Origin of the sequence: Wocania ichthyoenteri Th78 (assembly GCF_000789235.1) — a bacterium.
Lineage (GTDB): Bacteria > Bacteroidota > Bacteroidia > Flavobacteriales > Flavobacteriaceae > Wocania_A > Wocania_A ichthyoenteri.
In genome coordinates, this window is record NZ_KN525716.1 from 3,060,740 (window position 1) to 3,086,282 (window position 25,543).

The window sequence follows — 25,543 nt, forward strand, 5'->3', positions numbered from 1 at the left end:
CGTCTATTTGTTAAAGTAAAAAAGGATGCGTTTCAAATGCTTAGCATTCACCGAATCCTAATTTGGAATAAATATAGTGAGGTAATCAGGAGTAGCTGCCAAAGTCTGTCTGTTTTTGTTACCTTTACGCAACTTAATAAATATCAAAATGAGCTCAGAAATAAGACAACTTCAGCCACAACAACTTTGGAATAAATTCGCCGACTTAAATGCAGTACCACGCGCCTCAAAAAAAGAAGAACGTGTAATTGCCTTTATGAAAGATTTTGGTAAAAACTTAGGTTTAGAAACCATTGAAGATGCCGTTGGAAATGTTATTATTAAAAAACCAGCAACCGCAGGAATGGAAGATCGCGTAACCATAGTTATGCAATCGCATTTAGATATGGTGCACCAAAAAAATAACGATACCGATTTTGATTTTGATACTCAAGGTATCGAGATGTTTGTTGAGGGTGATTGGGTAAAAGCTAAGGGCACAACTTTAGGAGCCGATAATGGTTTAGGCGTTGCCACCATTATGGCTATTTTAGAAAGTACCGATATTCCGCATCCAGCCATTGAAGCTTTGTTTACCATAGATGAAGAAACAGGAATGACAGGAGCTATGGGATTAAAAGGTGGTTTGCTTAAAGGCGAAATCCTTTTAAATTTAGATACTGAAGAAGATGACGAAATTGGTGTGGGTTGCGCTGGAGGAGTAGATGTTACTGCAACTAGAACGTACAGCGAAGAAGAAACTCCTGAGTTTAAAATAGGTTACGAAATTACTGTAAAAGGTTTACAGGGTGGGCATTCGGGAATGCAAATTCATGAAGGTTTGGGTAATTCAAACAAAATATTAAATCGGGTTTTATTTGATGGTTTTGAGAATTTCGGATTGCGAATTTCTGAGATTGATGGCGGAAGTTTACGTAACGCTATTCCACGAGAAAGTAAAGCTATTGTTGTTATTGATGCAGTACACGAAGATGCCTTTTTGTTAGAAATAAAACAACACGCCGAAACTATTAAAACTGAACTTAAAACCATGGAACCGGATTTAGAAATTGTTATTTCTAAAACAGATACTCCAAGTAAAATAATGGATTTAGGTGTTCAAGAAGGTTTAACCAGAGCGTTGTACGCCGCTTTAAATGGGGTTTACAGAATGAGTGCCGATATTCCTGATTTAGTAGAAACCTCTAATAATATTGCACGCGTTATTGTTAAAGATGGCAAAATTAAAATTAGTTGTTTAACGCGTAGTTCAGTGGAGAGTTCTAAAATGGATTTAGCAAATACACTTCGCGCCACGTTTGAGTTAACGGGTTGTGAAGTTGAATTCTCTGGGGAATACCCAGGTTGGACACCAAATATGGATTCTGCTATTTTAAAAGTGTTATCTAGAATTTATAAAGATATGAATGGCGAAGAAGCTCACGTTGCTGCATGTCATGCAGGTTTAGAATGTGGTATCTTAGGAACTAATTACCCAGAAATGGATATGATTAGTTTTGGACCAAATATAAAAGGTGCACACTCGCCAGATGAACGTGCGCAAATTTCATCAGCTCAAAAATATTGGAAGTTTGTTTTAGAGGTTTTGAAGGAGATACCTTTGAAGTAGAATTAATATAATTGAGAAGGTTTTTTAATGCATAGATAAAGTTCCATTTTAATGAACTTTATCGGCCATTAAACGAAAGTAGTTGAATCTTTTTACAAAGTCAAGAACGTAAAGCCGAATTAAAATCATTCCTTCTTTGAATAAACCACATTACCATCAAAAATAGTCATCACTATTTCAGTGTTTAAAATTTCATTTTCATCTACTGTCATTAAATCTTGATTATAAATGGTAAAATCAGCTAGCTTACCTACACTGATTGATCCTTTTTTATCTTCTTCAAAAGCGCCATAAGCGGCATCTAAAGTATAAGATTTTAAGGCTTGTGCTCTTGTCATTTTTTGTTCTGGTTCGTAGCCGCCTTCAGGTAAGCCTTTCAGCGTTTTTCTACTTACACTGGCATAGAAACTAGCTATTGGATTAAGTGGTTCTACTGGAACGTCAGTTCCATTCACAATAGGAATACCGCTTTTAAGCAACGCTTGCCACATATAAGCACCTTCTTTAATGCGTTTTTCTCCTAACCGGTCAATTGCCCAAGGTCTGTCCGAAGACATGTGTATCGCTTGCATTGCAGGAATTACGCCTAATTCTGAAAATCGCGGTATATCATCTGGGTGTAAATGTTGTGCGTGTTCTATTCTAAATCTATGATTCGTTGCTTTTTCAGGTATATCGTTAAATGCCAATTCATATCTATCAAGAATTTCTTTATTGGCACGATCGCCAATTGCGTGGGCGCATACTTGAAAACCGTTTTTAAGACCATCTAAAGCTGTTTTTTTTACAAAATCCATTGGTAGTGTTTCATGTCCATAATGGTCTGGTCTATCTGTGTAAGGTTCTAAAAGCCATGCCCCACGTGAGCCTAAAGCGCCATCGCAGTTTAATTTTACCGATCTAATGGTTAAAAGGTTATCAGCATCAATTTCAGGGCCTTTTGTATACCATTCTTCAAGTAATTCTTTATCCCAGCCAGTAAGCATTGCGTATATACGCGTATTCATTTTACCTGCTGATTTCATTTTTTCATACAGCGAAATGGTTTCTTTTGGAATACCAGCATCATGAAAACTTGTAATGCCATTTTTATGACAAGCACTAACTGCCAGTTCAAAAGCTTTAACATCTGTTTCTGGTGTTTTTTCTGGAATATGATTTACAATTAAAGATTGAGCGCGCTCGTTGAAAATTCCAGTTGGTCTGCCAAATTCGTCAACAATTACTTCTCCACCTTCAATATCATAATTCTTAATACCTTCTTTTTCTAAATTTTGTAGACCTGCAATTTCCATGGCCTTGGCATTTGCGAATCCTGCATGTCCACTAGCATGTCTTAAATAAACGGGGTTGTTAGGAGAAACTTCACTTAACATATAGTGTGTTTGAAAGCCTTTAACTGTTTCCCCAGATATAGAGTCCCACTTACTTTGATGCCAACCTCTGCCAGTAATCCATTCTCCTGGTTTTGCTGTTTTTACTCGTTCTGCTACGGCATCAACTATATCTTCATAGTTGGTGGTATTCATTAAATCAAGATTTAATTCATTATAACCTAACCCCATGAAATGCCCATGTCCTTCAATTAAACCAGGTGTCATGGTTTTGCCTTTTAAATCGATAAGCTCAGTTTGATTGTTCTTATATTGTTCTGCCTCAATAAGCTTTCCAGTAAAAATAATTTTGTTGTTTTTTATGGCTACAGCTTCAACATTAGTAGAGGTAGAGTCTACGGTATAAATTGTGCCACCATAGATAAGTATGGTAGCATATTCTTTTTTAGAATTAGAACACGCTACAACAAAAAGTAAAATTATAGCTAAACTTGAATAAAGAAAATTTCGTAATTTCATATGGGTGGTTTTATGACCATGAAGTTACAATAATTCTATAAATTGATGCTTTAAAATTTATTTATGGAACTGGGTCATATCCAGAACCACCCCAAGGATGGCAACTAAAAATGCGTTTTATGGCTAACCAACCCCCTTTAAAAAAACCGTGTTTTTGTAAAGCTTGTTTGGAGTAATGCGAACAGGTTGGTTGAAATCTGCAAGTTGCAGGCGTTAATGGCGATATCAACGTTTGATATACTTTTATTAAAAACAAGAATGGTGCAATAAGTAGTTTTTTCATCTGTCATTCCTACGAAAGCAGGAATCTTTTTAATTGAAACTTAATTTTTATAAAATGGATTTCGCATCACATTTCGATTTAGCTCAATGTTTATGGAGTCAAATAGTGAAGCGTCAACCTGAACTTGTTTCAGATTCCCATTAGATTTATTATTCACTTTATGTGATTCTGAAACAAGTTCAGAATGACGATACAAAATATATTAATTAGTCGTAAACGTCGTGCCGTCTTTACCATCTTTAAGTTGAATACCAACCGCTGCTAATTCGTCTCTAATTTTATCAGACAAAGCAAAATCCTTATTTGCTCTGGCTTCTTGTCTTAATTTAATTAACACATCAACGGCGCCAGAAAGTTTATCGGTTCCTGCTTCGTTTTTGCTTATGTTTTCTAAACCTAAAACATCAAAAACAAAAGTATTAATAGTATCTTTCAAAACTGATAAATCTTCAGCATTTAAAGTTTCAGTACCTTCTTTTATTTGATTGATATATTTAGCGGCTTCAAATAAATGTGCAATTAAAATTGGCGAATTAAAATCGTCGTTCATCGCATCGTAACAGTTCTGTTTCCATGCGTTAATATCAAGTGATGAGGTTTCTGAAGCTTTTAAATCATCTAATAAATTTACAGCATCCATCAATCTATAAAATCCTTTTTCGCTTGCTGATAAGCCCGCATCGGTTAAATCTAAAACACTTCTGTAAGACGATTGAGCGTTAAAAAAACGAATGACACTTGGTGCATAAGCTTTACTAAAAATGCTGTTATTTCCAGAAAGTAACTCATCAGGATTTATAGTGTTTCCTGTAGATTTAGACATGCGTTGTCCGTTCATTTCCAGCATATTGGCGTGCATCCAATAATTAACTGGAGATTTTCCTTTTGCTGCTTCATTTTGAGCAATTTCACATTCGTGATGCGGAAATTTTAAATCCATACCACCACCATGAATATCAAATTGTTCGCCTAAATATTTAGTACTCATTGCTGTACACTCTAAATGCCAACCAGGGAAACCATCGCTCCAAGGCGAAGGCCAACGCATAATGTGTTGCGGTTCGGCTTTTTTCCAAAGGGCAAAATCTTGAGGATTCTTTTTATCACTTTGTCCGTCTAACTCGCGTGTATTGTGAATTAAATCTTCAAGTTTGCGTTTGCTTAAAATACCGTAATCGTTAGTTTCGTTGTATTTGTGTACATCAAAATACACAGATCCGTTTATTTCATAAGCAAATCCGTTGTCTATAATTGTTTCAATCAGCTCGATTTGTTCAATAATATGACCCGTTGCAGTAGGCTCAATACTTGGTGGTAAAAAATTGAATATGCTAAGCACATTATGAAAATCTACAGTATAACGCTGTACAACCTCCATAGGTTCAATTTGTTCTAAACGTGCTTTTTTAGTGATTTTATCTTCACCAATATCGGCATCATTTTCTAAATGACCAGCATCTGTAATATTGCGTACATAGCGTACTTTATAGCCCAAATGCTTTAAGTAACGGAAAACCATATCAAAAGACATAAAAGTCCTCACGTTGCCCAAATGCACGTTGCTGTAAACTGTTGGGCCGCAAACATACATGCCAACGTAACCGTTGTTAATGGGTTTGAAAGTTTCTTTTTTACCTGTAAGTGTATTATATAGTTTTATCTGTTGATTTTGATATAACTGCATTTTGGTTGGTTTGATTTTAAACGAACTTATATTTAAAATTTCGTGTCTAATTTTATGTAATCTAAAAATTCTCTACGTGTTGCTTCTTCTTTGAATTTACCTCCAAATTCTGAAGTTACTGTGCTGCTTTCTATATCTCTTATGCCTCTAGAATTTACGCATAAATGTTTTGCATCTATAACACACGCCACATCTTTGGTGTTTAAAACGGCTTGTAATTCTTTTACAACTTGAATGGTTAAGCGTTCTTGAACTTGCGGGCGTTTTGCAAAATAATCGACGATACGATTCATTTTAGATAAGCCAACTACCGTTCCGTTTGAAATGTAAGCAATATGTGCTTTACCTACAATTGGCAATAAATGATGCTCGCAGGTTGAATATACTGTAATGTTTTTTTCAACGAGCATTTCGCCGTATTTGTATTTGTTTTCGAAAGTAGATGCTCTTGGTTTTTTCTTCGGATCTAAGCCACCAAAAATTTCTTTCACAAACATTTTTGCTACTCGATTTGGTGTACCGTTTAAACTATCGTCGCTTAAATCTAAGCCTAAAGTTTCCATAATATGACGTACATCGTCCTTAATGATGTCTATTTTTTCTTCGTTAGAAAGCTTAAAAGCATCATTACGTAATGGCGTATTTGATGAAGTTCCAATATGGTCGTCTCCTAAAGACTCAAATTCTTCTATGTTATTTTCAATTTTCATCAGTCAAAAAAATCTTATTTTAAGTCTGCAAAGATAAACAAAACGCTTTTGTTATGTTTTGTATTAACAAACAATTAATTGTGGTGTATTGGTCTATTTTTTGAAGGCTTAATTACATTTAAAAGAAAAAGCTTGAATATGTTGTATTCAAGCTTTTTAAAAATATCGATTTTAAGTTTTTTAAATATTGAAACTTAGCGACAATGTTAGGTTAGAATTTGTTCTATCAATTAAAGCTGCATCTGTTAATCCAACATTGTAAAGTGGTGTTTCATTTGTTCTGTTTGATTGATCGTAAGTCACATCTAATTTTGTGTTTCCGAAGTTATAACCAACGCCAAAAGAATATCCTGTTAAATCGCCTACTGTTATACCATTTTTATATGGGCTTTCTTCAAAACGATAACCGCCTCTAAAACTAAATTGCTTGTGCTTGTACTCGCCACCCAATCTATATGTTGAAGCATCTGTAAGCATATTGCTAATGTTGTTGTTTACGTTAGTGTAATCATTCTCAGGTTTAAATTTTGTACTGCTATAATCTTTACGAGAATAATCGAAACTAATTAAGCCTTGGGTTCCAAAAACGTATGCTAAACTACCTGTAACTTTAGCTGGGGTTTGTAGTTTGTATTGTGGGTAAATATTTACTATTTGTGGATTTATTACTTGAGTTGCATTAGTTCCAGCATCATCTCTTTCGGTTGCTATATATTGAGTGGTTTCCTCTTCAATAGTGTACCATGTTGGAGAATCGTAAGTTAACCCAACTCTAAATTCTGGACTTAATTTTAAAATACCACCTAACTGAAAAGAGAATCCGTTTCCTGTTGTAGATAATGTATTTTCAAATTCAATATCGTTTATAATAGATCCTGCATTGGCGTTGTCTTCAAATAATAATGTTGAACGTTGATAATCTATAAAATGCGAATTTAAGTTTAACCCTAAATAAAGATTATCTTCATATTGAGCTGCCATATTAAAGGTTATTTTTCCATTATAACCAGTTGATGCGTAAGTGTAATCATGATTAAAATCACCATTTGCTAAATTTGAAGAATATGTTGTGTTTGCATCATTGTTTATATCATCTGGTTCTAAAATAAAGGATTCAAACCCTAAAAAGGCTTGTTGATTTGCAAAACCGTAGGCGTTACCTATACCTGCGTAAGCATCAGTAAGAGATTCACCATCTAAAGCTGAAATTTCATCTAACCTTAAGCCATCTGCATAATTTAAAAAATAAAGGTCTATAGATTGATTGTTGGTGTTTGTTCCGAAAGCAAACCAATTGTTATCAAAATCGTTAGTCTTTTCGTAAGCAATACCTATAGTAAATTTTCTCCAAGGAGAATTATCTCTACTTGCAAAAACAAATGCTGCGCCACCTTGATTGATGTCAAAATTAGAATCATTAGTACTTCCAGAGCCATTAAAGTATTGCGTATCATTTGTGGTTTCTAAAGTAGACAATGTAAAAGAGGCATGACTACTACTAAAAACCGCTGATCCTGCTGGGTTTAAACTCACCGCACTCATGTCGCCACCAAGCGCACCAAAAGCACCACTTAAGGCTCTAAAACGAGCTGTTCCTTGAATGTTGTCTTGTGAATAACGTAAAGCATCTGTTATATCTTGAGCGTATATTGTAGACATAGATAGGATGCCTATGAATAGTAAATTTAACTTTTTCATATATATTAACTTTTTTCTTTTTTTTTAGATTTTATCCGCGTCTACCTCTTGAAGAACCACCTGAACTTCTGCTGCTTCCACTAGAACTTCTACTACTGCTTGAAGAAGACCTAGTTGATGTACCTGAGCTTCTGCTGCTAGAGGATGATCTTGTGGCTGAAGAATTTGAACTTCTTCTGCTAGTTCCAGAATTATAACTGTTATTTGATGAAGATCTTGTGGCTGTTCTGTTTCTTCGTACTGCAGGAGTAGACGATCTTACGGATGAATTTGTAGATGGAGATGCTGTTGTAGAACGTCGTCTAACTACATTAGTGCCAACACGAGAACTTGTCGAGTTATTTCTGTTTATAGTTGATGTAGAGCTCCCTCTTCTAGAAGAATAATACCTTGAATTATTAGAGTTTAAACTATTTGAGCGAGTTGTATAACTGTTACGTCTGCTAGCATTATAAGCAATACCTCTGCTATAATAACGACTATTTCCGTAATACCTGTTGTTTCTGTAAGGAGAACCATAATACCTATAACCGTATCTATATCTATAAGGGTTGTATGCCCAACTATTGTAGTAACCACCATAATAACCACCAGCATAAAAAGGAGGACACCAAAAAGAATCATAATACCCCCAATTATTCCAACCCCAACGGTTCCATCCATTCCAACCCCAGCTTAATCCTGAATTCCAACCCCAGTTGTTCCATCCGTTATCTATATAATTTATGGTAACTTGATTGTTATCTTGACCCCAACCAGCATAACCTTGGTAATTGTCGTTAATAGAATCATTTTCAACGTAACCATTTCCAACATAAGAATCAATATCTGTAAATATAACATCATCAGCCATCTTTTCATATTCTAAAGACTTCGTTTTAAAATAGTTTTGGTAATAGTCGTTTTGTGAATTATTATTAACAGCTACAACAGTTTCTTCTTGTTGTACAGGCTTTTCTGAGGGACTATAAATACCATCATTGTCAACTCCTACGTATTGATAAGAACCACATGACGATAAACCAATTAGCAAACCTAGTATTGCTAAAAATGGCATTTTTCTTTTTAAGTAGTTATTAAATTGCATATCTCCAGAATTTTATTGTTGAACATAACAAAAATAGTTAGTTTTGCTGAACTATTTTTATATTTAACATAGTCACAATATTTGTGCCAAAACAATAATATGAGCAAAAAATTGACGAGTAGAGCAGAGGATTACTCAAAATGGTATAATGAATTGGTTGTTAAGGCTGATTTAGCGGAGAATTCGGCAGTTAGAGGTTGTATGGTAATTAAGCCTTACGGTTATGCTATTTGGGAAAAAATGCAAGCAGAATTAGATAAAATGTTTAAGGAAACAGGGCATCAAAATGCTTATTTCCCGCTATTTGTACCTAAAAGTTTGTTTGAAGCCGAAGAGAAAAATGCTGAAGGTTTTGCAAAAGAATGTGCCATTGTTACACATTATAGACTACAAAATGACCCAGATAGACCAGGGAAATTGCGTGTAGATCCTGAGGCAAAATTAGAAGAAGAGTTGATTGTTAGACCAACTTCTGAAGCTATTATTTGGAATACTTATCGAGGTTGGATTCAATCGTATAGAGATTTGCCATTACTAATTAATCAATGGGCAAATGTGGTGCGTTGGGAAATGCGTACACGATTATTTTTGCGTACCGCAGAGTTTTTATGGCAAGAAGGACATACAGCACATGAAACTAAAGCAGAAGCTATGGCTGAAGCTAAACTAATGAATAATGTATATGCCACTTTTGTTGAGAATTTTATGGCAATTCCAGTTATTCAAGGTTTAAAAACCGAAAGTGAGCGTTTTGCGGGTGCTGAGGAAACCTTTTGTATTGAGGCTTTAATGCAAGACGGAAAGGCGTTACAAGCAGGAACATCGCATTTTTTAGGTCAGAATTTTGCCAAAGCTTTTGATGTTAAGTTCGCTAATAAAGAAGGAAAACAAGATTATGTTTGGGCAACGTCTTGGGGTGTTTCAACTAGGTTAATGGGCGCATTAATAATGACACACAGCGATGATAACGGGTTAGTGTTACCTCCTAGTTTAGCACCAAATCAAGTGGTTATTGTTCCTATTTATAAAAATGATGAGCAATTAGATGCCATTACCAATGTGGTAAATAGTATTATGAGTGATTTACGAGAAAAAGGGATTACAGTAAAATTTGATAATAGAACTACTCACAGACCTGGAGCTAAATTTGCGCAGCACGAATTACAAGGTGTCCCTTTACGACTAGCTATTGGTGCAAGAGATTTAGAAAACGGAACGGTTGAATTAGCAAGAAGAGATACTTTAACAAAGGAAACTGTTGAATTAAGTAATTTAATAGAAACCGTTGAAGGATTAATGACCGAAATTCAAGAAACATTATTTAATAAAGCTTTAGATTTTAGGAATAATCATATTACTGAAGTTGATGCTTTTGATGAGTTTAAAGCCGTTTTAGAAACTAAAACAGGTTTTATTTCAGCGCATTGGGATGGAACTGTGGAAACAGAAGATAAAATTAAAGAACTAACAAAAGCCACTATTAGATGTATTCCTTTGGAAACCAAGGAAGAAAATGGAGTTTGTGTATATAGTGGAAATCCTTCTAAACGTAGAGTATTGTTCGCAAAAGCGTACTAATATAATTTTTTTTGAAAAAAAATTATATAGTGCTTGCAACATTTAAAAATAGTTGTATTTTTGCATCCGCAATGGAAACGTTGTGAGTTATTTGAAAGGTATTGCAAGTTTAAGTTTTACTATTTATATTTGCGCACTTAAAAACAAATGGCCCGTTCGTCTATCGGCTAGGACGCCAGGTTTTCATCCTGGTAAGAGGGGTTCGATTCCCCTACGGGCTACAATATTTTAATAATAGAAAAAAAACAAAATGGCAAATCATAAGTCAGCATTAAAAAGAATTAGAAGTAACGAATCTAAACGTTTAGTTAACAAGTATCAGCATAAAACAACTCGTAATGCAATTAAGAAATTACGTGAGTTAACAGATAAGAAAGAAGCTGAAACTATGTTTCCTTCAGTTGTGTCTATGTTAGATAGGTTGGCAAAGAAAAATATAATACATGCTAATAAAGCAGCTAACCTTAAATCTGGTTTAGCAAAACACGTTGCTGCACTTTAATTAGAATTAAAGTTTTATAATATTTGAAAGCTTCTCAGAAATGAGAGGCTTTTTTTATCGTGCTTATATAGCAAAAGTAATTTAAAGATAATAAATTTGCACTTATTACTAGTCAATTAACCATATAATTTTAATCTCTTGGAAAATAAAAAAGCAATTAAATTAATAGATAAGATTCTTGAAAATCTTGATAAAACTGGTATTAACACAGATACTTTAATAGACGATATCAAAGAATTAAGAGAATATGCTTTAGAAGAGCAAATTCCTTTAGTAGTAAAGGTTCTTCGGCTAACTTATGAGCATGTTCAAGCAAACAACTCATTTCTTATCCCTATTCTAGATGAAGAGCCTTTGGTAGAAGATGAAGTTATTAAAACAACTGATGATAATTCTCCTGAGGAAAGCTTGAAGTATTTAATTTTACTTATAAGAAACCTTAATAATAAAGCAAATATTGCTGACTTAAAAGAATATAGAAATCTTTTAATGGCATAATGGACAAATATGGGATAGCATATTTTTTTTGAAATAATCTAAAAAAAGCGGTCATCTAAAAATATTTTTAGATGACCGCTTTTTTTTTATTTATAAGAATTTCTTAATTATCCATTCATAGAAATTAAAAACTCTTCATTGTTTCTTGTTTGTTTAAAACGTTCGTTAATAAATTCCATAGCTTCAACAGGATTCATATCAGCAAGGTATTTACGCATTACCCACATACGTTGAATGGTGTTTTCATCTAATAAAATATCATCCCTACGCGTGCTAGATGAAGTAAGATCGATAGCAGGGAAAATTCTACGGTTAGAAATTTTTCTATCTAATTGTAACTCCATATTACCAGTTCCTTTAAATTCTTCGAATATAACTTCATCCATTTTAGAACCTGTTTCTGTAAGCGCCGTAGCTATAATAGTTAGCGACCCACCGTTTTCAATATTACGGGCAGCCCCAAAAAAGCGTTTTGGCTTGTGTAATGCATTAGCATCTACACCACCAGAAAGAATTTTTCCAGAAGCTGGTTGTACGGTATTATAAGCTCTTGCTAAACGTGTGATGGAATCTAAAAGAATCACTACATCGTGTCCGCATTCTACCAAACGTTTTGCTTTTTCTAAAACAATATTTGCAATTTTTACATGCTCGTGTGCTTCTTTATCAAAGGTTGAAGCAATAACTTCACCACGAACATTACGTTGCATATCGGTTACCTCTTCAGGACGCTCATCAATCAGTAAAATCATTTGATAAACTTCAGGATGATTCGCTGCAATGGCATTGGCAACGTCCTTTAGTAACATGGTTTTACCTGTTTTTGGTTGCGACACAATCATTCCACGTTGCCCTTTACCAATAGGTGCAAACAAATCCATAATTCGTGTTGAAATGGTACTTTGTTTTTCGGCTAAATTGAATTTTTCCTGTGGAAATAAAGGTGTTAAATGCTCGAAAGATACGCGATCTCTAACCACATTTGGACTCTGTCCATTAATTTTACTAACCTTAATTAAAGGGAAATATTTTTCGCCTTCTTTTGGCGGTCGTACATGTCCTAAAACGGTATCTCCAGTTTTTAAACCAAATAAGCGTATTTGCGATTGCGATACATAAATATCGTCTGGAGATGATAAATAATTATAGTCTGATGAGCGTAAAAATCCATACCCATCTTGCATAATATCTAAAACACCTTCACTTTCAATAATAGCATCAAATTCAAAATCTGGTTCGCGATATCGATTTCTGCTATCTTTATTACCTTTATCTATATTACCGTTTTTTTGATTTTTGTGTTGATTTTTATGCGGCTGATTATTATCTCTTTTTTGATGAGGTTTTTGCTGATTATCCTTTTGGTTATCGTTTGAAGGTCTAGGATTAGGTTTGTGAATTGGTTTTCTTTCCTCTTTCTTTTCTTGAGTACCCTCTGCTGGCTTTACTTCAGGAGTTTTGCTCTCTTTTTGAGGCTTTTCTTCCTGTTTAGTAGGTGTATTTTTAACAGGTTTTTGTACGCGCTGTCTAGGTTTCCTAGATTCTGGCTTTTTTTCTGTTGATACCTCAGATTCCTGTTTAGGTTCTATTACTGCAGTTACAGCTTTTGGGTCGGCAGCTTGTTGATCGAGTATTTGATAAACTAAATCTAATTTTTTTAACGAACGGTATTTTGGGACGTTTAATTTTTTTGCAATCTCCTGTAAATCAGTGAGTTTTTTTTCTTTTAATTGTGAAATTTCAAACATTGATGTTTAATTGAATAAGTATGTTGAGTATAATTTTTGATATAATTCTGAAAATGATTTCTTTAATTTGAAGAATTAACAACCTGCAATAGTGGTTGTTGGGAATCATTACTGCAATTATACAACTTTATTTTAATTTTTAGCACTAATTTTATAAAAGAAACTATTATTTTTGCGGTCTAGTTTTTAAAGGGCTTATGTTACAACGTATACAAACTATATATCTTTTAATCGCAGCAGGAGTATCTGCTGGGTTAATTTATGTGTTCGAATTATGGGTAACATCTGATGATATAAAGTTGTTTGCTTACGATAATGTATATCTGCTAGCAACATTTTTAGTATCAGCATTTTTATCAATTATATCAATATTTAGATACAAAACCAGGAAGTCTCAATTTATGTTGGGACGCCTGAACATCATATTAAACTTTTTTTTACTAGGATTTTTTGTATATCAATCTCTAAACATATCTGGAGAAACGGCGGTTTCTGAGAAAGGTATTGGGATGTTTCTCCCTATTGTTTCTATCGTGTTTTTGGCATTAGCCAATAAGGCCATCAAGAAGGATGAAGATCTCGTAAAATCTGTAGATCGATTACGATAAACCTAACATCTTAGTAGTATTAGTGCGTTAAAACCCAAAGTGAAAACTTTGGGTTTTTTAATCCTAATTATTGCATAAAAAAGCCTAGACTTATATCTAGGCTTTATAATTTTTACTTAAAAGGATTGCTATTTTATTTCAACAAGTTCTAGATCGAATATTAAATCTTGCCCTGCTAACGGATGATTAGCATCAACAACAATATAATCGTCATTAACTTCGGCTACACGAAATTGTACCTCAGAACCATCAGGATTCTTTGAAGCTAATCCCATACCAACTTCAGGAGTAATTTCCTGTGGTAATTGGTCTTTTTTCACTTCGTGAAACATCTCCTTTTGTATATCGCCATACGCTTCAGCTGCAGGAATATTGATTGTTTTTTTCTCGTTTAATTCCATAGCAATAATACCTTTTTCAAAACCAGGAATTAGCATCCCTTTCCCTAAAGTAATCTCTAAAGGCTCTCTTTCTAGCGAACTGTCAAAAATTTGACCATTGTTTAATTTACCTGTGTAATGCACTTTTACAGTATCATTTTCTTTTACTTGACTCATAATGTTTACTTTTTTTAATTGGTGCAAAACTACAATTTATGAAATGACTGCCAACATATTAACTGATAAATGCTGAGGTTTAGGAAAAAATTAATTTAAACATGCTTGTAAAAATGCGAGCTTAGTTAAAAGGACTTATAAATGAAAGGTTTTTATGATAATGCTTTTTATAATGGAAATTCTATAACTTCTAAATTATCAATTTTACTACCATCAATAGTAAACCTAAGCATGGTTCTTACTTTATGAAAACCATGTTTACCGACAGCACCAGGATTCATGTGTAATAAATTTAATTTTTTATCAGGTATTACTTTTAAAATATGCGAATGCCCACTTATAAAAAGCTTAGGCGGATTCAGTCTTATTTCATCTCGTACCCTAACATTATAAGCTTTTGGGTAACCGCCAATATGGGTTATCCAAACATCAACATCTTCGCACATAAAGCGGTTGTTTTCAGGAAACTCTAATCGTGTTTTGGCATCGTCAATATTACCATAAACACCACGTAAAGGTTTTTGTTTTTTTATAGCATCGGTTACTTTTAAATCGCCAATATCACCTGCATGCCATACTTCATCTACTTGTCTTACATACTTTAAAATGTCGCTGTCAATATAGCTATGTGTATCAGAAAGGAGTAATATTTTTGTCATTTATTGTTGCTGTAATATTTATTGGTAAAATTTTAACTAATTGTTTTCATTTGAAGATGAATTTTTATTGACTTTGTCAGAAAAAAATCGCTAACTTAGTTTACCGACGGCTCGACCCTTTTCGGGGTAACACCCAAAAAGAGACGCTATCTTGTAAACAACAATTCTCTGTACTTTGTTAATGGCCAAATCTCATCGTCTATAAGTAATTCTAATTTATCGCAATGATAACGAATATCTTCAAACAGTGGTTTTACATTAAAACAATAGGCGTGCGCTTTTTTCTCTGCATCTTCAATGGCATTGGCTTGTTTTCTTTCATTAATCATTTTGGTAACATTGGCGTTTATACCTTCTATATGACTTGATATATCTTCAATTAAATTGATTTGCTCTTTAGAAACTTCTTTAAATTTTTTATCGAAAATCTCTTTTAAACCTTTAACATTTTCAATTAAAGTATTCTGATATTTAACAGCAGTTGGAACAATATGATTACGCGCTATATCTCCTAAAACACGACCTTCTATTTGAATATGCATAATGTATGCTTCAATTTCAATCTCGTAACGTGCTTCGGTTTCAATTTTACTCATTACATTCATGTCTTCAAATAATGCAATAGTCTCTTTAGATACTCTAGATTTTAATGCCTCTGGTGTGGTTTTATTATTACTTAATCCTCTTTTCTTTGCTTCTTTTTCCCAAGCTTCACCATAACCATTACCTTCAAATAAAATACGCTTAGAAGATTTAATATACTCTCTTAAAACATTAAAGACAGCTTCGTCTTTCTTTAGGTCTTTTTTATCTATTAATTTATCAACTTCTACTTTAAAGTCTTTTAATTGTTTGGCTACTATAGTATTTAAAACTGTCATTGGGTTTCCACAATTAGCTGTTGAGCCCACAGCTCTAAACTCAAATTTATTTCCAGTAAATGCAAACGGTGATGTTCTATTTCTATCTGTATTATCCAACAAAACATCAGGAATTTTGCCAACCACGTTTAGTTTCAATTCAGTCTTTTCTTGAGGCGATAACTTGCCTTTGGTAACACCTTCTAACTCTTCTAAAACCTTAGTTAACTGTTCGCCAATAAAAACAGAAATAATTGCAGGCGGTGCTTCGTTAGCTCCTAATCTATGGTCGTTACTAGCCGACGCTATGGTTGCTCTTAAAAGCGCTTCATGCTCATTGACAGCTTTTATGGTATTAATAAAAAAGGTTAAAAACTGTAAATTACTCATTGGTGTTTTTCCTGGAGCCAGTAAATTAACACCAGTATCTGTTGATAATGACCAATTGTTATGTTTGCCAGAACCATTTATACCTGCAAAGGGTTTTTCATGGAATAGGACTTTAAAATCATGACGAGAAGCTATGCGATTCATAATATCCATTAATAAAGAATTATGGTCGACTGCCAAATTAGCTTCTTCATAAATAGGTGCTAATTCAAACTGATTTGGAGCCACTTCGTTATGCCTTGTTTTTACTGGAATTCCTAAAAGCATACATTCTGTTTCTAACTCACGCATGAAATTTAGGGCTCTACTAGGAATTGAACCAAAATAATGATCGTCTAATTGCTGCCCTTTTGCCGATGAATGCCCTAATAATGTTCTGCCAGTCAAAGTAATATCTGGACGACTTGCTGCTAATGTTTTATCAATTAAAAAGTACTCTTGTTCCCATCCTAAAGAAGATGTTACCTTTTTTACGTTTTTATCAAAATATTTACAAACCGCAGTTGCAGCTTCATCAACAGCATGCAATGCTCGTAATAATGGTGTTTTATAATCTAAAGCCTCACCTGTATACGCCACAAAAATAGTAGGGATACAAAGTGTTGTACCATATATAAATGCTGGCGAGGTTGGATCCCAAGCGGTATAACCACGAGCCTCAAAGGTATTTCGGATTCCACCATTTGGAAAACTTGACGCATCTGGTTCTTGCTGCACTAATTGGCTACCTCCAAATTTTTCGATAGCCATACCGTTACCAATAGTTTCAAAAAAAGCGTCGTGTTTTTCTGCAGTTGCTCCAGTTAGTGGCTGAAACCAATGCGTATAATGTGTAACCCCCTTAGATAACGCCCAATCTTTCATTGAAGAAGATACTTGATCTGCTATGGCTCTATCAATTTTTTTACCATACTGAACCGCATTCATAACCCCAACAAATGCGTCTTTTGTTAAATACTGACGCATGGTATTTTCGTTAAAAACGTTCTTACCAAATAAATCAGAGCGACGCTCTTTTTCTTCTAAAGGAATAGGCTTAGATGAAAGTGATTTTTTAATAGCATGAAATCTTAAAGTTGACATTTTGTATAATTTTAGATGTTACAACAAACTTTTGACGCAAAAATAAGCACCAAAAGCAATAAAAGCATGAAACAAAAAAAATATTATTAACAATTTTTCAGTTTTATGATGAAATTATACTCATAACACAAAATAAACCCGTAAAAAATAGGGGTTAAATAAAAATAATATACATGTTAATTAAAACACCCCTATAAAACACACCGTATTCTATAAAATTTTATATTTGTCTAAATTATTTAGTATTGTATTTATAAACTATTCATTATGGCAAAATCAAAATTAGAGTATATATGGCTAGATGGTCATGAACCAACTCAAAACATGAGAAGTAAAACTAAAGTTGAAGAAGATTTTAGTGGTAAATTAGAAGATTGTGCAATTTGGTCTTTTGACGGTAGTTCGACTGAGCAAGCATCTGGAGGCGCTTCTGATTGTTTACTAAAACCTGTAGCTATTTACCCAGATCCTACAAGAAAAAACGGATTTTTAGTTATGTCTGAAGTTTTAAGCGCAGATGGAACACCACACCCATCTAATGCTAGAGCTGCAATTGATGATGATAATGATGATTTCTGGTTTGGTTTTGAGCAAGAGTATTTTTTAATGGATGCTAAAACCGATTTACCTCTAGGTTTCCCACGTGGTGGATTCCCTGGGCCTCAAGGTAAATATTATTGTTCTGTAGGTGGACGATATACTTGGGGTAGAGATTTTGTTGAAGAGCATGCTGATTTATGTATTGAAGCTGGATTAAACTTTGAAGGAATTAACCAAGAAGTTGCTCCAGGACAATGGGAATTTCAATTATTTGCTAAAGGCGCTAAAAAAGCTGGAGACGAAATTTGGGTTGCACGTTACTTATTAGACAGATTAACTGAAAAATATAATTACTATATTGAATACCACCCTAAACCAGTAAAAGGTGATTGGAACGGTTCTGGTATGCACGCCAACTTCTCTAACACCACTTTAAGAACTTGTGGTTCTAAAGAAACTTATGAAAAAATATGCGAAGCATTTAGACCTGTAACAGAAGAACACATAGAAGTTTACGGTGAGTTTAATGACGAACGTTTAACTGGTTTACATGAGACTGCTCACGTATCTGATTTCTCTTATGGTGTTTCAGATAGAGGTGCATCAATTCGTATTCCTATTATTACTGTCGAAAAAGGCTGGAAAGGCTGGTTAGAAGATAGACGTCCTGCATCAAACGGAGATCCGTATAAAATTGCTGGAAGAATCATTAAAACTGTTAAATCTGCTAAAATATAATTATTTTAGATTAACATTTTTGTTCATAAAAAACGCTAACATTAATTTGTTGGCGTTTTTTATATAATAAAATATTTGGGCATTACCACCAAAAAAGGTTAGTACTAGGAGTTTATCCTGATCGGAGTTGAAGGGCTATATCTTTTTTCGTCATAGCTAGGAAAAACGACGTGGCTTATCCATTAAATTTTAGTTTTCAAAAAAGTACATTTCCCCATTCAAAAAAAGGATGCCACTGCAACCCCTAACACACCTATTTACCAGCCTATTTTTTTAAATTGAACGTTACTTCTTGTTTTTGGAGAGGTTTATTTAATACTTAGCATGAAAGCAATAGCGGGTTAAATACACCTGCTTTTTGGTAAAAAAACTCAAATAAATACAAAAAAGCGGTTCGAATTAAACCCAAATCGCTAGTGCTTTTCATAGGATGCCTTGTTGGCAATAGTCTTTATTTTTTTCATTTGTGCATAAAAATTTCTCCATTCTGTAGTATCGTATATCAAATTTGATTCTTTTATAAGCTCATCTTCAATCCTAAACCATTCAGTTCCTGTATTTGATTCTAGACCTTTCACAAATGATTTAAAATTATAGAAGACAGCTACCCAATTTCCATTCTCGGCAATATTAATAATCTCTATTCCTATAATTACAGCACCAATTTGTTTAGATAATACAATAAATTCTTCTTTAGAATTAAGTTCAACCATTGGGTTCTTAAACTTATAATCATCTGCCAATAAATCAAAAGACTCTTTAATCTGTTCTGGGTTATTAAATCCATTTAAAAACTTGGTTGCAATCTCTTTGTTTGTCATAGTAGTACTTTTAATTTGTTGAGCATTACTTTGAATTGAAAATATAGTCAATCCAATAATAAATACGTGTTTTATTAATTTCATCATTTCATTTTAATTATATGATGAGACAAAATTGCAACAGATTAAAGAGTATATTCTTGGTAAAAACCAAGATTTCCTAAATTTTAACTGTATTTATTAATTTACTATAGTTTGTAGGATCGATTCGTAAATATGAAGCAATATCTTTCTGTGAAACCATATTTGTCAAATGCGGGCTTCTTTTTACAAATTTTTTAAAACGTGTTTGGGTGTTGAAAGCCATTAATTGGTGATGTCTTTCTATAATGCCTATTAAAAACTGTTCTGTGATGATTCTAAATAGGGTTTCAAGTTCTCTATGCTCTTTTATTAACTGAGCATGTTTAGAGTAAGGTATTCGTAAGAATGTGCTGTCCGTAATCGTTTCAAGATAGTATTTGGAAGGTGTTTGTGTAAAAAAAGATTCTACTATACCGCTAAATGAAGGCGCATAGGCAAAAAACATAACGTGTTGTTTTCCTTCATTTAAGTAGTATGACTTTTGAATTCCATCTTTTACAAAATATAGATAGCGTTCAGTTCTACCACATTCAGTAATAATTGATTTCCTTGGAACTGAATATTCTGACCAATGAGAAATGTATTTTTCTAGAATCTCAGTGCTGATATTATAAAACGATGATAAGTATTTTTTCAATTGGATATTTAATTATTGTCAACGACTTGACGTTTTAGTGTTAAACGACTTAAGTTTACTTTTAATAAATTTAATTATTAATCAGAAAGAACAAAAGAGAAGAATAAGGTTAAGTTAAACGAAGAGACTTAGATCTCGCTAACTTTGATAATCCCTTCTCTTTTACTACTCAAAATTCGTTCAGTTCTGTGAGACCTAGATTTCGATTTCAAGTTGTTGAAATGAAAGTAGCCATGTTCTTTCCAAAAATTCAGTTCTTATGAATAAAGATAGAAAAATTTATGGTATTGACATTAGTAAAGGTGTTTTTGATCTGTATAACGATACGGCAGGACATCTTGATTTTAAAAATGAAGAAAAGGGATTTAAGGCCCTATTAAAATCGTTGCCCAAAGACGCATTAGTGGTTATGGAAGCTACAGGTTGTTATCATTATAGACTAGCCCAATACTTGCACAATAACAAGGTTTTAGTGTCAGTAGTTAATCCATTATCTGTAAAGCGATTTATCCAAATGAAACTGGCAAAAGTAAAAACGGATAAGAGTGATGCTAAATTTATTTTTGATTATGCAACAGTAAATGAAGTTCCTTTGTACAGAGCTTTAACCGAGTTGCAAAGTGAATGCCTTCAGTTGTATCAGTTATTGGATGTTTATATAAAGCAGAGTACGGTAACCAAGAATAAATTGCACGGTGAAAAAGTCTTGGGCATTCCATCAAAGGCTGTTTATAATTCACTTAACCGAACTCTGAAGCATTTACAAAAAGAGATCTTGATTATAGAAAACAGGCTTTTAGAGTTGGTAAAACAAGAACAGCAAGAGCAATTAACTCTACTTCAAACCATACCAGGTATAGGCCTTAAAACAGCTTTGTTTTTAGTGGTTACTACTAATGGCTTTGAAAAATTTGAAACGGCTTCTCAACTTTGTAGTTATGCTGGGATTACACCAACGATACGGCAATCAGGAAGTAGTTTGAGGGGAAAAAGTAGAATAAGTAAAGTTGGTAATAGAAAACTTAGGCGATTACTTTTTTTATCAGCGTTTTCAGCATGCAGGTACAATAAAGCATGTAAAGCAATTTTTGATAGATTGGTTTTGAAAGGTAAAAGTAAAAAGTTAGCATTAATAGCAGTAGCAAATAAATTGTTAAAACAGGCATTTGCTATTGCAAAATCAAGATTACCTTATGACGAAAACTTTGTTTCAAAATTAGTTTAAAAAAGACTTGTTTTTTAACTCAGTTCTTCTTAAGTTATCGTTTTTTTTATCACAAAGTCAAGTATACATTATATTACCAATTAGTTACAGAAAAAAGGAATGTATTACAAATTAAAACTTGTTTTTAGTAAACACTAAAAACATAAATATACCGTAAGCAAATACTAAAAGGAATCCTTTTATTCTGCTTATTTGCATACGTTTTGGTATAAAAATTAGCGGTATTAAAATGGCCGAAAACCCAAGCATCCAAAAAACATCGCTAGATAATATTTGAGTTTCAGTTACTGGGATGGGTTTTATCATTGCAGTCAATCCCAAAACAGATGCAATATTAAATATATTAGAGCCTATTAAATTCCCTAAAGAAATGGCTTTTTCTTGCTTTGCTGCTGCAATAACCGATGCTGCCAATTCTGGGACACTTGTACCTATAGCTATTAAAGAGACCCCTATAACCGCTTCGCTAACCCCAACAGCCATAGCTATTTCTTTTGCACCATCAACTAGCCATTCACTACCTAAATATAAAGCTGTAGCACCAATAACCAACCATATAAAAATTTTAAAATTTGATACTACAGCTAAACTGTCATCTACTTCTTCTACGGTAGTATCTTTTTTAGTACTTCTTATTAATATAAATAAAAACACGATAAGCCCTGTAAACAGAATTGCACCTTCGATAGCTGTTAGTAAACTATCATTTTTAAGGAAATAGTACAAAACTACAGAAAACAACATCATTACCGGCCAGTTAAGTTTGTAAAACGATTTATCGACCGAAATAGCACCAACCATAGCCGTAATACCTAACACTAAACCAATATTAGCAATATTAGAACCCACAACATTATTAATGGCTATTGCTGGCGAACCAGAAAGCGCAGCTTGCAAACTCACCAATAATTCTGGTGCAGAGGTTGCAAAGGAAACCACCGTCATCCCTATTACCATTTTAGATATACTAAACTTAAATGATAAGGCTACAGACGATCGTACTAAAAACTCACCTCCTATTACTAACAGTAAAAAACCAAGGACAACCAAAAGTATGCTCATAATTATTTTTTATGCGAAGATAAATGAAAGTGAAAAGTGAAAAACGAAAAGTGAAATTTTTTTTAAAAAACTTAAAATTTAGTTAAACAACTATTATTTTAGTTGTATAACTACAAATATAGTTATATGTTTGTGTTGCGTTAGGGATTGAACGGCATGTTTGAGCTCGACGACGCAGGAGGAAGCGAGTAGTGAAAGCCCGACCACTTGCACTGAGCGTAGTCGAAGTGTTGTGGTAACGCCCAAATAATTAAACTTAAAAAAAACTGATACTAATGCAAAAGCTAACAAACAAAGAAGAAGAAATTATGCATATTTTATGGAAGCTTGAAAAGGCTTTTGTAAAGGATGTTCTTGCAGAAATTACAAACGATAAACCGCATTACAACACTCTGTCGACTATTATAAGAAATTTGGAATATAAAGGTTTTGTAGCTTACAATGCCTACGGAAAGACGCACCAATACTACCCTATTGTTACTAAAGAGGATTATAAAAAACGGTTTATGACTGTGGCTATTGATAATTACTTTAACAACTCGTATAAAAATATGGTATCGTTTTTTGCGAAAGAAGAAAAAATAAGCGTGGACGAGCTTAAGGAGATTATTGCATTAATTGAGAAACAAAAATAACCATGGAATATTTACTTAAAGCCAGTGCTGTTATTGCTATTTTTTACGTGTGTTATAAATTGTTTTTACAGCGTGATACGTTTTTTCAGTCTAACCGTTGGTTTTTGTTAATAGGACTAATTACTGCTTTTACGTTGCCTTTTGTGGTTATTCCTATTTACATTGAATATACACCAATGCCTATTGAAAATTTTGTAATTAATGATGCTTCTGCTTTAGTTGAAGTTGATGAAGAGCCTTTTAATTTATGGCAATATGCTTTTATTGTATATATAATTGGAGTTATTGTGTTTTCAATTTGGTTTTTGATACAATTGGGCTCGTTAGCATTGCTTATTTTAAAAAACAAAAAGCACAAACAAAACGGATTTACATTTATTGAAACTCAAAACGAAACACCTCCTTTTTCGTTTTTTAGATGGATTGCGTACAACCCAAGTCAGTTTAATAATGAAGAGTTAAAACATATTATTACTCACGAAAAAGTACATGTAAAACAATATCACTCTATAGATATCATCATTTCACAATTAGCAGCTATTGTGTTTTGGTTTAACCCTGTAACATGGTTTTACAAAAAAGATTTACAACAAAATTTAGAGTTTATCGCAGATTATAAAACGCAAAATTCTACAAGCTGTAAAATAAGTTATCAGCATTTATTATTAAAAACAAGTGTGCCTAATCAGCATATAGCATTAACCAATAATTTTTATAATTCATTAATCAAAAAACGAATCGTTATGTTACACAAATCAAAATCGAAAAAAATTAATCTTTTAAAATATGCTTTGGTTTTACCTTTTCTCGCTCTGTTTTTAATGGGGTTTAATACTGAGGAGGTTTATATCTCAAAGATTTTAGAGGATAATAAATCTGAAAATGCGAAAATTTATAATTCAAATTTCAAAACTAAAATAATTGCGAAAAACTTTACTGACGACGATTTAAACCAATTAAAATCACAATTAGAGTTAAACCAAATTACAATAGCTTTTAGTGATATTATAAGAAATAGTAATAATGAGATAATCAAATTAACTATAAATGTAAAAAACGCTAAAGGAAGTGCTGGCACTACATGGTTCAATAAAAACAAACCCATACCAAATATTGAAGTTGGAGAAAATAAAAAAGGTGTAGCAATAGCTAGAACAGTTTTAAACGCTAATGAAAAAAAGACGCTGCTATTAAAAAACCTTAACTTAAATAACATTAAATCAGAAAATAAAACTGAACCAAAGCCAAACGTTTCAAAACCTAATAAAGCCCCTCAGCAAATAAAACCTTTCAAAGCAACCATTACCAAAGATTTAACTGAATCGGATTTCAACAGGGTTATTAAAGAAGGAAAAAACCATGGAGTAACTTTAAAATTTAGTAAAATAAAACGAAACTCTAAAAACGAAATTATTGCAATTCATGCAGAGTTTAAAAATAAAAAAGGATCAGGGAACTTTGATTTAAATGGCAAAAATCCCATCAAATCATTTTCATACAAACAAAACAATGAAGGTTTTGGCTTTGGTACTGAGTGGGAAACAAAATTTATAGTTGGAAAGCCAATGCAAAATGTGCAAGTTATTGGATGTGGCGATGTTAAATTTAAAGAAGGTAATAAAATAGTTTCTTCTGATAGTATAATATTCAACAAAAATAACAATACAGCGTATGCTTTTGGAATTCATTCAGACTCAATAAATAAAAGTCCTTGGAAAATAACTGTTGGAACAAACGCAATAGATTCAATTAAAACTACACCTTGGAAAACAACAATAGGTTATCCCACATCAAACATAATAGCATATAGTAATTCATTAAAAACAAAAGACAGCAAAACCCCACTTTACATTTTAGATGATATAGAAATCACTGAAGAAAAAATGCATGCTGTTAATACAAATGAAATAGAATCTATTACTGTACTTAAAGACGATATAGCCATCGCATTGCATGGCGATAAAGCAAAACATGGTGTTATTATTATCAAAAGTAAAAACAATACAACCTCAAAAATTAAAATAGGAAAACCTCTTAATTCAACTAAAATAAAAACTAATGGCAACAGTAAAATTTATATTTCTACTGATGATGACAAAACACCTTTATATGTTTTAGATGGCAAGAAAATTAAAAAAAATAAGTTTGAAAATATTGACCCAGAGAATATTGAAAGTATAAGTATACTTAAAGGTGATTCTGCCATTGAAAAATATGGTAAAAAAGCAAAAGAAGGCGTTGTTGAAATTACTACCAAAAAGAAAAACTAAATCTACTAAAATATAATGTTAAAAGACACTCTTTTCTGAGTGTCTTTTTTTTGTGCTAAAATTTAAAAAAAAAAGACGAAACAGCTAAATTCCTTCATTTTTTAAACAAAACCTCCCTTGGTTT

General features: G+C 33.0%; 22 protein-coding genes and 1 tRNA gene. 10 read left to right on the top strand and 13 right to left on the bottom strand.

Annotation, left to right across the window (positions count from 1 at the left end; translation table 11 throughout):
* The first annotated feature begins 148 nt into the window (after positions 1–148).
* Positions 149–1,609 carry an aminoacyl-histidine dipeptidase gene (locus RG22_RS13350; RefSeq protein WP_034044125.1) on the top strand — a complete coding sequence of 487 codons (1,461 nt, stop codon included), beginning with the start codon at positions 149–151 and terminating at the stop codon, positions 1,607–1,609.
* A 125-nt stretch (positions 1,610–1,734) separates the two neighbouring features.
* Here the strand turns inward: RG22_RS13350 and RG22_RS13355 are convergent, their stop codons facing one another.
* The 6 genes from RG22_RS13355 to RG22_RS13380 all read right to left on the bottom strand — a co-directional run bounded on the left by RG22_RS13355 (position 1,735) and on the right by RG22_RS13380 (position 8,924).
* On the bottom strand, positions 1,735–3,462 hold the full coding sequence (locus RG22_RS13355; protein ID WP_034044127.1) for an amidohydrolase: 1,728 nt from the start codon (positions 3,460–3,462) through the stop codon (positions 1,735–1,737).
* 61 nt (positions 3,463–3,523) lie between these two features.
* The gene (gene yidD / locus RG22_RS13360) at positions 3,524–3,745 is read right to left on the bottom strand and encodes a membrane protein insertion efficiency factor YidD (protein WP_034044129.1); all 222 of its coding nucleotides are present in this window, start codon (positions 3,743–3,745) and stop codon (positions 3,524–3,526) included.
* A 202-nt stretch (positions 3,746–3,947) separates the two neighbouring features.
* Positions 3,948–5,429, bottom strand: a complete 1,482-nt coding sequence (gene cysS, locus RG22_RS13365; protein WP_034044132.1) for a cysteine--tRNA ligase — start codon at positions 5,427–5,429, stop codon at positions 3,948–3,950.
* Positions 5,430–5,461: 32 nt separating this feature from the next.
* Positions 5,462–6,139 carry a GTP cyclohydrolase I FolE gene (gene folE / locus RG22_RS13370; RefSeq protein WP_034044135.1) on the bottom strand — a complete coding sequence of 226 codons (678 nt, stop codon included), beginning with the start codon at positions 6,137–6,139 and terminating at the stop codon, positions 5,462–5,464.
* Between the two features lie 180 nt (positions 6,140–6,319).
* Entirely contained in the window at positions 6,320–7,837 is a 1,518-nt protein-coding gene (locus RG22_RS13375) for an OmpP1/FadL family transporter (RefSeq protein WP_034044137.1), read from the bottom strand.
* Positions 7,838–7,868: 31 nt separating this feature from the next.
* Entirely contained in the window at positions 7,869–8,924 is a 1,056-nt protein-coding gene (locus RG22_RS13380; RefSeq protein ID WP_034044139.1) for a hypothetical protein, read from the bottom strand.
* A 99-nt stretch (positions 8,925–9,023) separates the two neighbouring features.
* On the opposite strand from RG22_RS13380, the gene proS reads away from it, so the two are divergent.
* The 4 genes from proS (at position 9,024) to RG22_RS13400 (ending at position 11,502) form a co-directional block, all read left to right on the top strand.
* Positions 9,024–10,502: a proline--tRNA ligase gene (gene proS / locus RG22_RS13385; protein ID WP_034044142.1), complete on the top strand. Its 1,479-nt coding sequence runs from the start codon at positions 9,024–9,026 to the stop codon at positions 10,500–10,502.
* 149 nt (positions 10,503–10,651) lie between these two features.
* Positions 10,652–10,723, top strand: a tRNA-Glu gene (locus RG22_RS13390).
* Positions 10,724–10,752: 29 nt separating this feature from the next.
* Positions 10,753–11,004, top strand: a complete 252-nt coding sequence (gene rpsT / locus RG22_RS13395) for a 30S ribosomal protein S20 (RefSeq protein WP_034044144.1) — start codon at positions 10,753–10,755, stop codon at positions 11,002–11,004.
* Positions 11,005–11,142: 138 nt separating this feature from the next.
* On the top strand, positions 11,143–11,502 hold the full coding sequence (locus RG22_RS13400; protein WP_034044146.1) for a hypothetical protein: 360 nt from the start codon (positions 11,143–11,145) through the stop codon (positions 11,500–11,502).
* Between the two features lie 107 nt (positions 11,503–11,609).
* Here the strand turns inward: RG22_RS13400 and rho are convergent, their stop codons facing one another.
* Positions 11,610–13,250 (bottom strand): transcription termination factor Rho, encoded by a 1,641-nt coding sequence (gene rho / locus RG22_RS13405; protein WP_034044149.1) that lies wholly within the window; start codon positions 13,248–13,250, stop codon positions 11,610–11,612.
* Positions 13,251–13,447: 197 nt separating this feature from the next.
* Between rho and RG22_RS13410 the strand changes: the two genes are divergently transcribed.
* A complete protein-coding gene (locus RG22_RS13410) occupies positions 13,448–13,858 on the top strand; it encodes a DUF4293 domain-containing protein (RefSeq protein WP_034044151.1) in 411 nt (136 codons plus the stop codon).
* 128 nt (positions 13,859–13,986) lie between these two features.
* On the opposite strand, the gene RG22_RS13415 is transcribed toward RG22_RS13410, so the two are convergent.
* From RG22_RS13415 to RG22_RS13425, 3 genes are all read right to left on the bottom strand, one after another.
* On the bottom strand, positions 13,987–14,415 hold the full coding sequence (locus tag RG22_RS13415; RefSeq protein WP_034044154.1) for an FKBP-type peptidyl-prolyl cis-trans isomerase: 429 nt from the start codon (positions 14,413–14,415) through the stop codon (positions 13,987–13,989).
* A gap of 167 nt (positions 14,416–14,582) precedes the next feature.
* Entirely contained in the window at positions 14,583–15,074 is a 492-nt protein-coding gene (locus RG22_RS13420; RefSeq protein ID WP_034044157.1) for a metallophosphoesterase family protein, read from the bottom strand.
* 146 nt (positions 15,075–15,220) lie between these two features.
* The gene (locus RG22_RS13425; protein WP_034044160.1) at positions 15,221–17,407 is read right to left on the bottom strand and encodes a glutamine synthetase III family protein; all 2,187 of its coding nucleotides are present in this window, start codon (positions 17,405–17,407) and stop codon (positions 15,221–15,223) included.
* 267 nt (positions 17,408–17,674) lie between these two features.
* Between RG22_RS13425 and RG22_RS13430 the strand changes: the two genes are divergently transcribed.
* Positions 17,675–18,685 (top strand): glutamine synthetase beta-grasp domain-containing protein, encoded by a 1,011-nt coding sequence (locus RG22_RS13430; protein ID WP_034044162.1) that lies wholly within the window; start codon positions 17,675–17,677, stop codon positions 18,683–18,685.
* 413 nt (positions 18,686–19,098) lie between these two features.
* Here the strand turns inward: RG22_RS13430 and RG22_RS13435 are convergent, their stop codons facing one another.
* Both RG22_RS13435 and RG22_RS13440 read right to left on the bottom strand, forming a co-directional pair.
* On the bottom strand, positions 19,099–19,593 hold the full coding sequence (locus RG22_RS13435; protein WP_156113388.1) for a nuclear transport factor 2 family protein: 495 nt from the start codon (positions 19,591–19,593) through the stop codon (positions 19,099–19,101).
* Between the two features lie 73 nt (positions 19,594–19,666).
* Entirely contained in the window at positions 19,667–20,227 is a 561-nt protein-coding gene (locus RG22_RS13440; protein WP_034044165.1) for a Crp/Fnr family transcriptional regulator, read from the bottom strand.
* A 259-nt stretch (positions 20,228–20,486) separates the two neighbouring features.
* On the opposite strand from RG22_RS13440, the gene RG22_RS13445 reads away from it, so the two are divergent.
* Positions 20,487–21,452 (top strand): IS110 family RNA-guided transposase, encoded by a 966-nt coding sequence (locus tag RG22_RS13445; protein ID WP_052143745.1) that lies wholly within the window; start codon positions 20,487–20,489, stop codon positions 21,450–21,452.
* A 111-nt stretch (positions 21,453–21,563) separates the two neighbouring features.
* On the opposite strand, the gene RG22_RS13450 is transcribed toward RG22_RS13445, so the two are convergent.
* The gene (locus RG22_RS13450) at positions 21,564–22,514 is read right to left on the bottom strand and encodes a calcium/sodium antiporter (RefSeq protein WP_034044166.1); all 951 of its coding nucleotides are present in this window, start codon (positions 22,512–22,514) and stop codon (positions 21,564–21,566) included.
* Positions 22,515–22,789: 275 nt separating this feature from the next.
* Between RG22_RS13450 and RG22_RS13455 the strand changes: the two genes are divergently transcribed.
* Positions 22,790–23,149 carry a BlaI/MecI/CopY family transcriptional regulator gene (locus RG22_RS13455; protein WP_034044167.1) on the top strand — a complete coding sequence of 120 codons (360 nt, stop codon included), beginning with the start codon at positions 22,790–22,792 and terminating at the stop codon, positions 23,147–23,149.
* 2 nt (positions 23,150–23,151) lie between these two features.
* A complete protein-coding gene (locus RG22_RS17340; protein WP_052143746.1) occupies positions 23,152–25,419 on the top strand; it encodes a M56 family metallopeptidase in 2,268 nt (755 codons plus the stop codon).
* Positions 25,420–25,543: the final 124 nt, after the last annotated feature.

Bases quoted from the DNA above. Each gene is read 5' to 3' on its own strand.
- RG22_RS13350 (WP_034044125.1), top strand. From the start codon at position 149: ATGAGCTCAGAAATAAGACAACTTCAGCCACAACAACTTTGGAATAAA.
- RG22_RS13355 (WP_034044127.1), bottom strand. From the start codon at position 3,462: ATGAAATTACGAAATTTTCTTTATTCAAGTTTAGCTATAATTTTACTT.
- yidD (WP_034044129.1), bottom strand. From the start codon at position 3,745: ATGAAAAAACTACTTATTGCACCATTCTTGTTTTTAATAAAAGTATAT.
- cysS (WP_034044132.1), bottom strand. From the start codon at position 5,429: ATGCAGTTATATCAAAATCAACAGATAAAACTATATAATACACTTACA.
- folE (WP_034044135.1), bottom strand. From the start codon at position 6,139: ATGAAAATTGAAAATAACATAGAAGAATTTGAGTCTTTAGGAGACGAC.
- RG22_RS13375 (WP_034044137.1), bottom strand. From the start codon at position 7,837: ATGAAAAAGTTAAATTTACTATTCATAGGCATCCTATCTATGTCTACA.
- RG22_RS13380 (WP_034044139.1), bottom strand. From the start codon at position 8,924: ATGCAATTTAATAACTACTTAAAAAGAAAAATGCCATTTTTAGCAATA.
- proS (WP_034044142.1), top strand. From the start codon at position 9,024: ATGAGCAAAAAATTGACGAGTAGAGCAGAGGATTACTCAAAATGGTAT.
- rpsT (WP_034044144.1), top strand. From the start codon at position 10,753: ATGGCAAATCATAAGTCAGCATTAAAAAGAATTAGAAGTAACGAATCT.
- rho (WP_034044149.1), bottom strand. From the start codon at position 13,250: ATGTTTGAAATTTCACAATTAAAAGAAAAAAAACTCACTGATTTACAG.
- RG22_RS13410 (WP_034044151.1), top strand. From the start codon at position 13,448: ATGTTACAACGTATACAAACTATATATCTTTTAATCGCAGCAGGAGTA.
- RG22_RS13415 (WP_034044154.1), bottom strand. From the start codon at position 14,415: ATGAGTCAAGTAAAAGAAAATGATACTGTAAAAGTGCATTACACAGGT.
- RG22_RS13420 (WP_034044157.1), bottom strand. From the start codon at position 15,074: ATGACAAAAATATTACTCCTTTCTGATACACATAGCTATATTGACAGC.
- RG22_RS13425 (WP_034044160.1), bottom strand. From the start codon at position 17,407: ATGTCAACTTTAAGATTTCATGCTATTAAAAAATCACTTTCATCTAAG.
- RG22_RS13430 (WP_034044162.1), top strand. From the start codon at position 17,675: ATGGCAAAATCAAAATTAGAGTATATATGGCTAGATGGTCATGAACCA.
- RG22_RS13435 (WP_156113388.1), bottom strand. From the start codon at position 19,593: ATGATGAAATTAATAAAACACGTATTTATTATTGGATTGACTATATTT.
- RG22_RS13445 (WP_052143745.1), top strand. From the start codon at position 20,487: ATGAATAAAGATAGAAAAATTTATGGTATTGACATTAGTAAAGGTGTT.
- RG22_RS13450 (WP_034044166.1), bottom strand. From the start codon at position 22,514: ATGAGCATACTTTTGGTTGTCCTTGGTTTTTTACTGTTAGTAATAGGA.
- RG22_RS13455 (WP_034044167.1), top strand. From the start codon at position 22,790: ATGCAAAAGCTAACAAACAAAGAAGAAGAAATTATGCATATTTTATGG.
- RG22_RS17340 (WP_052143746.1), top strand. From the start codon at position 23,152: ATGGAATATTTACTTAAAGCCAGTGCTGTTATTGCTATTTTTTACGTG.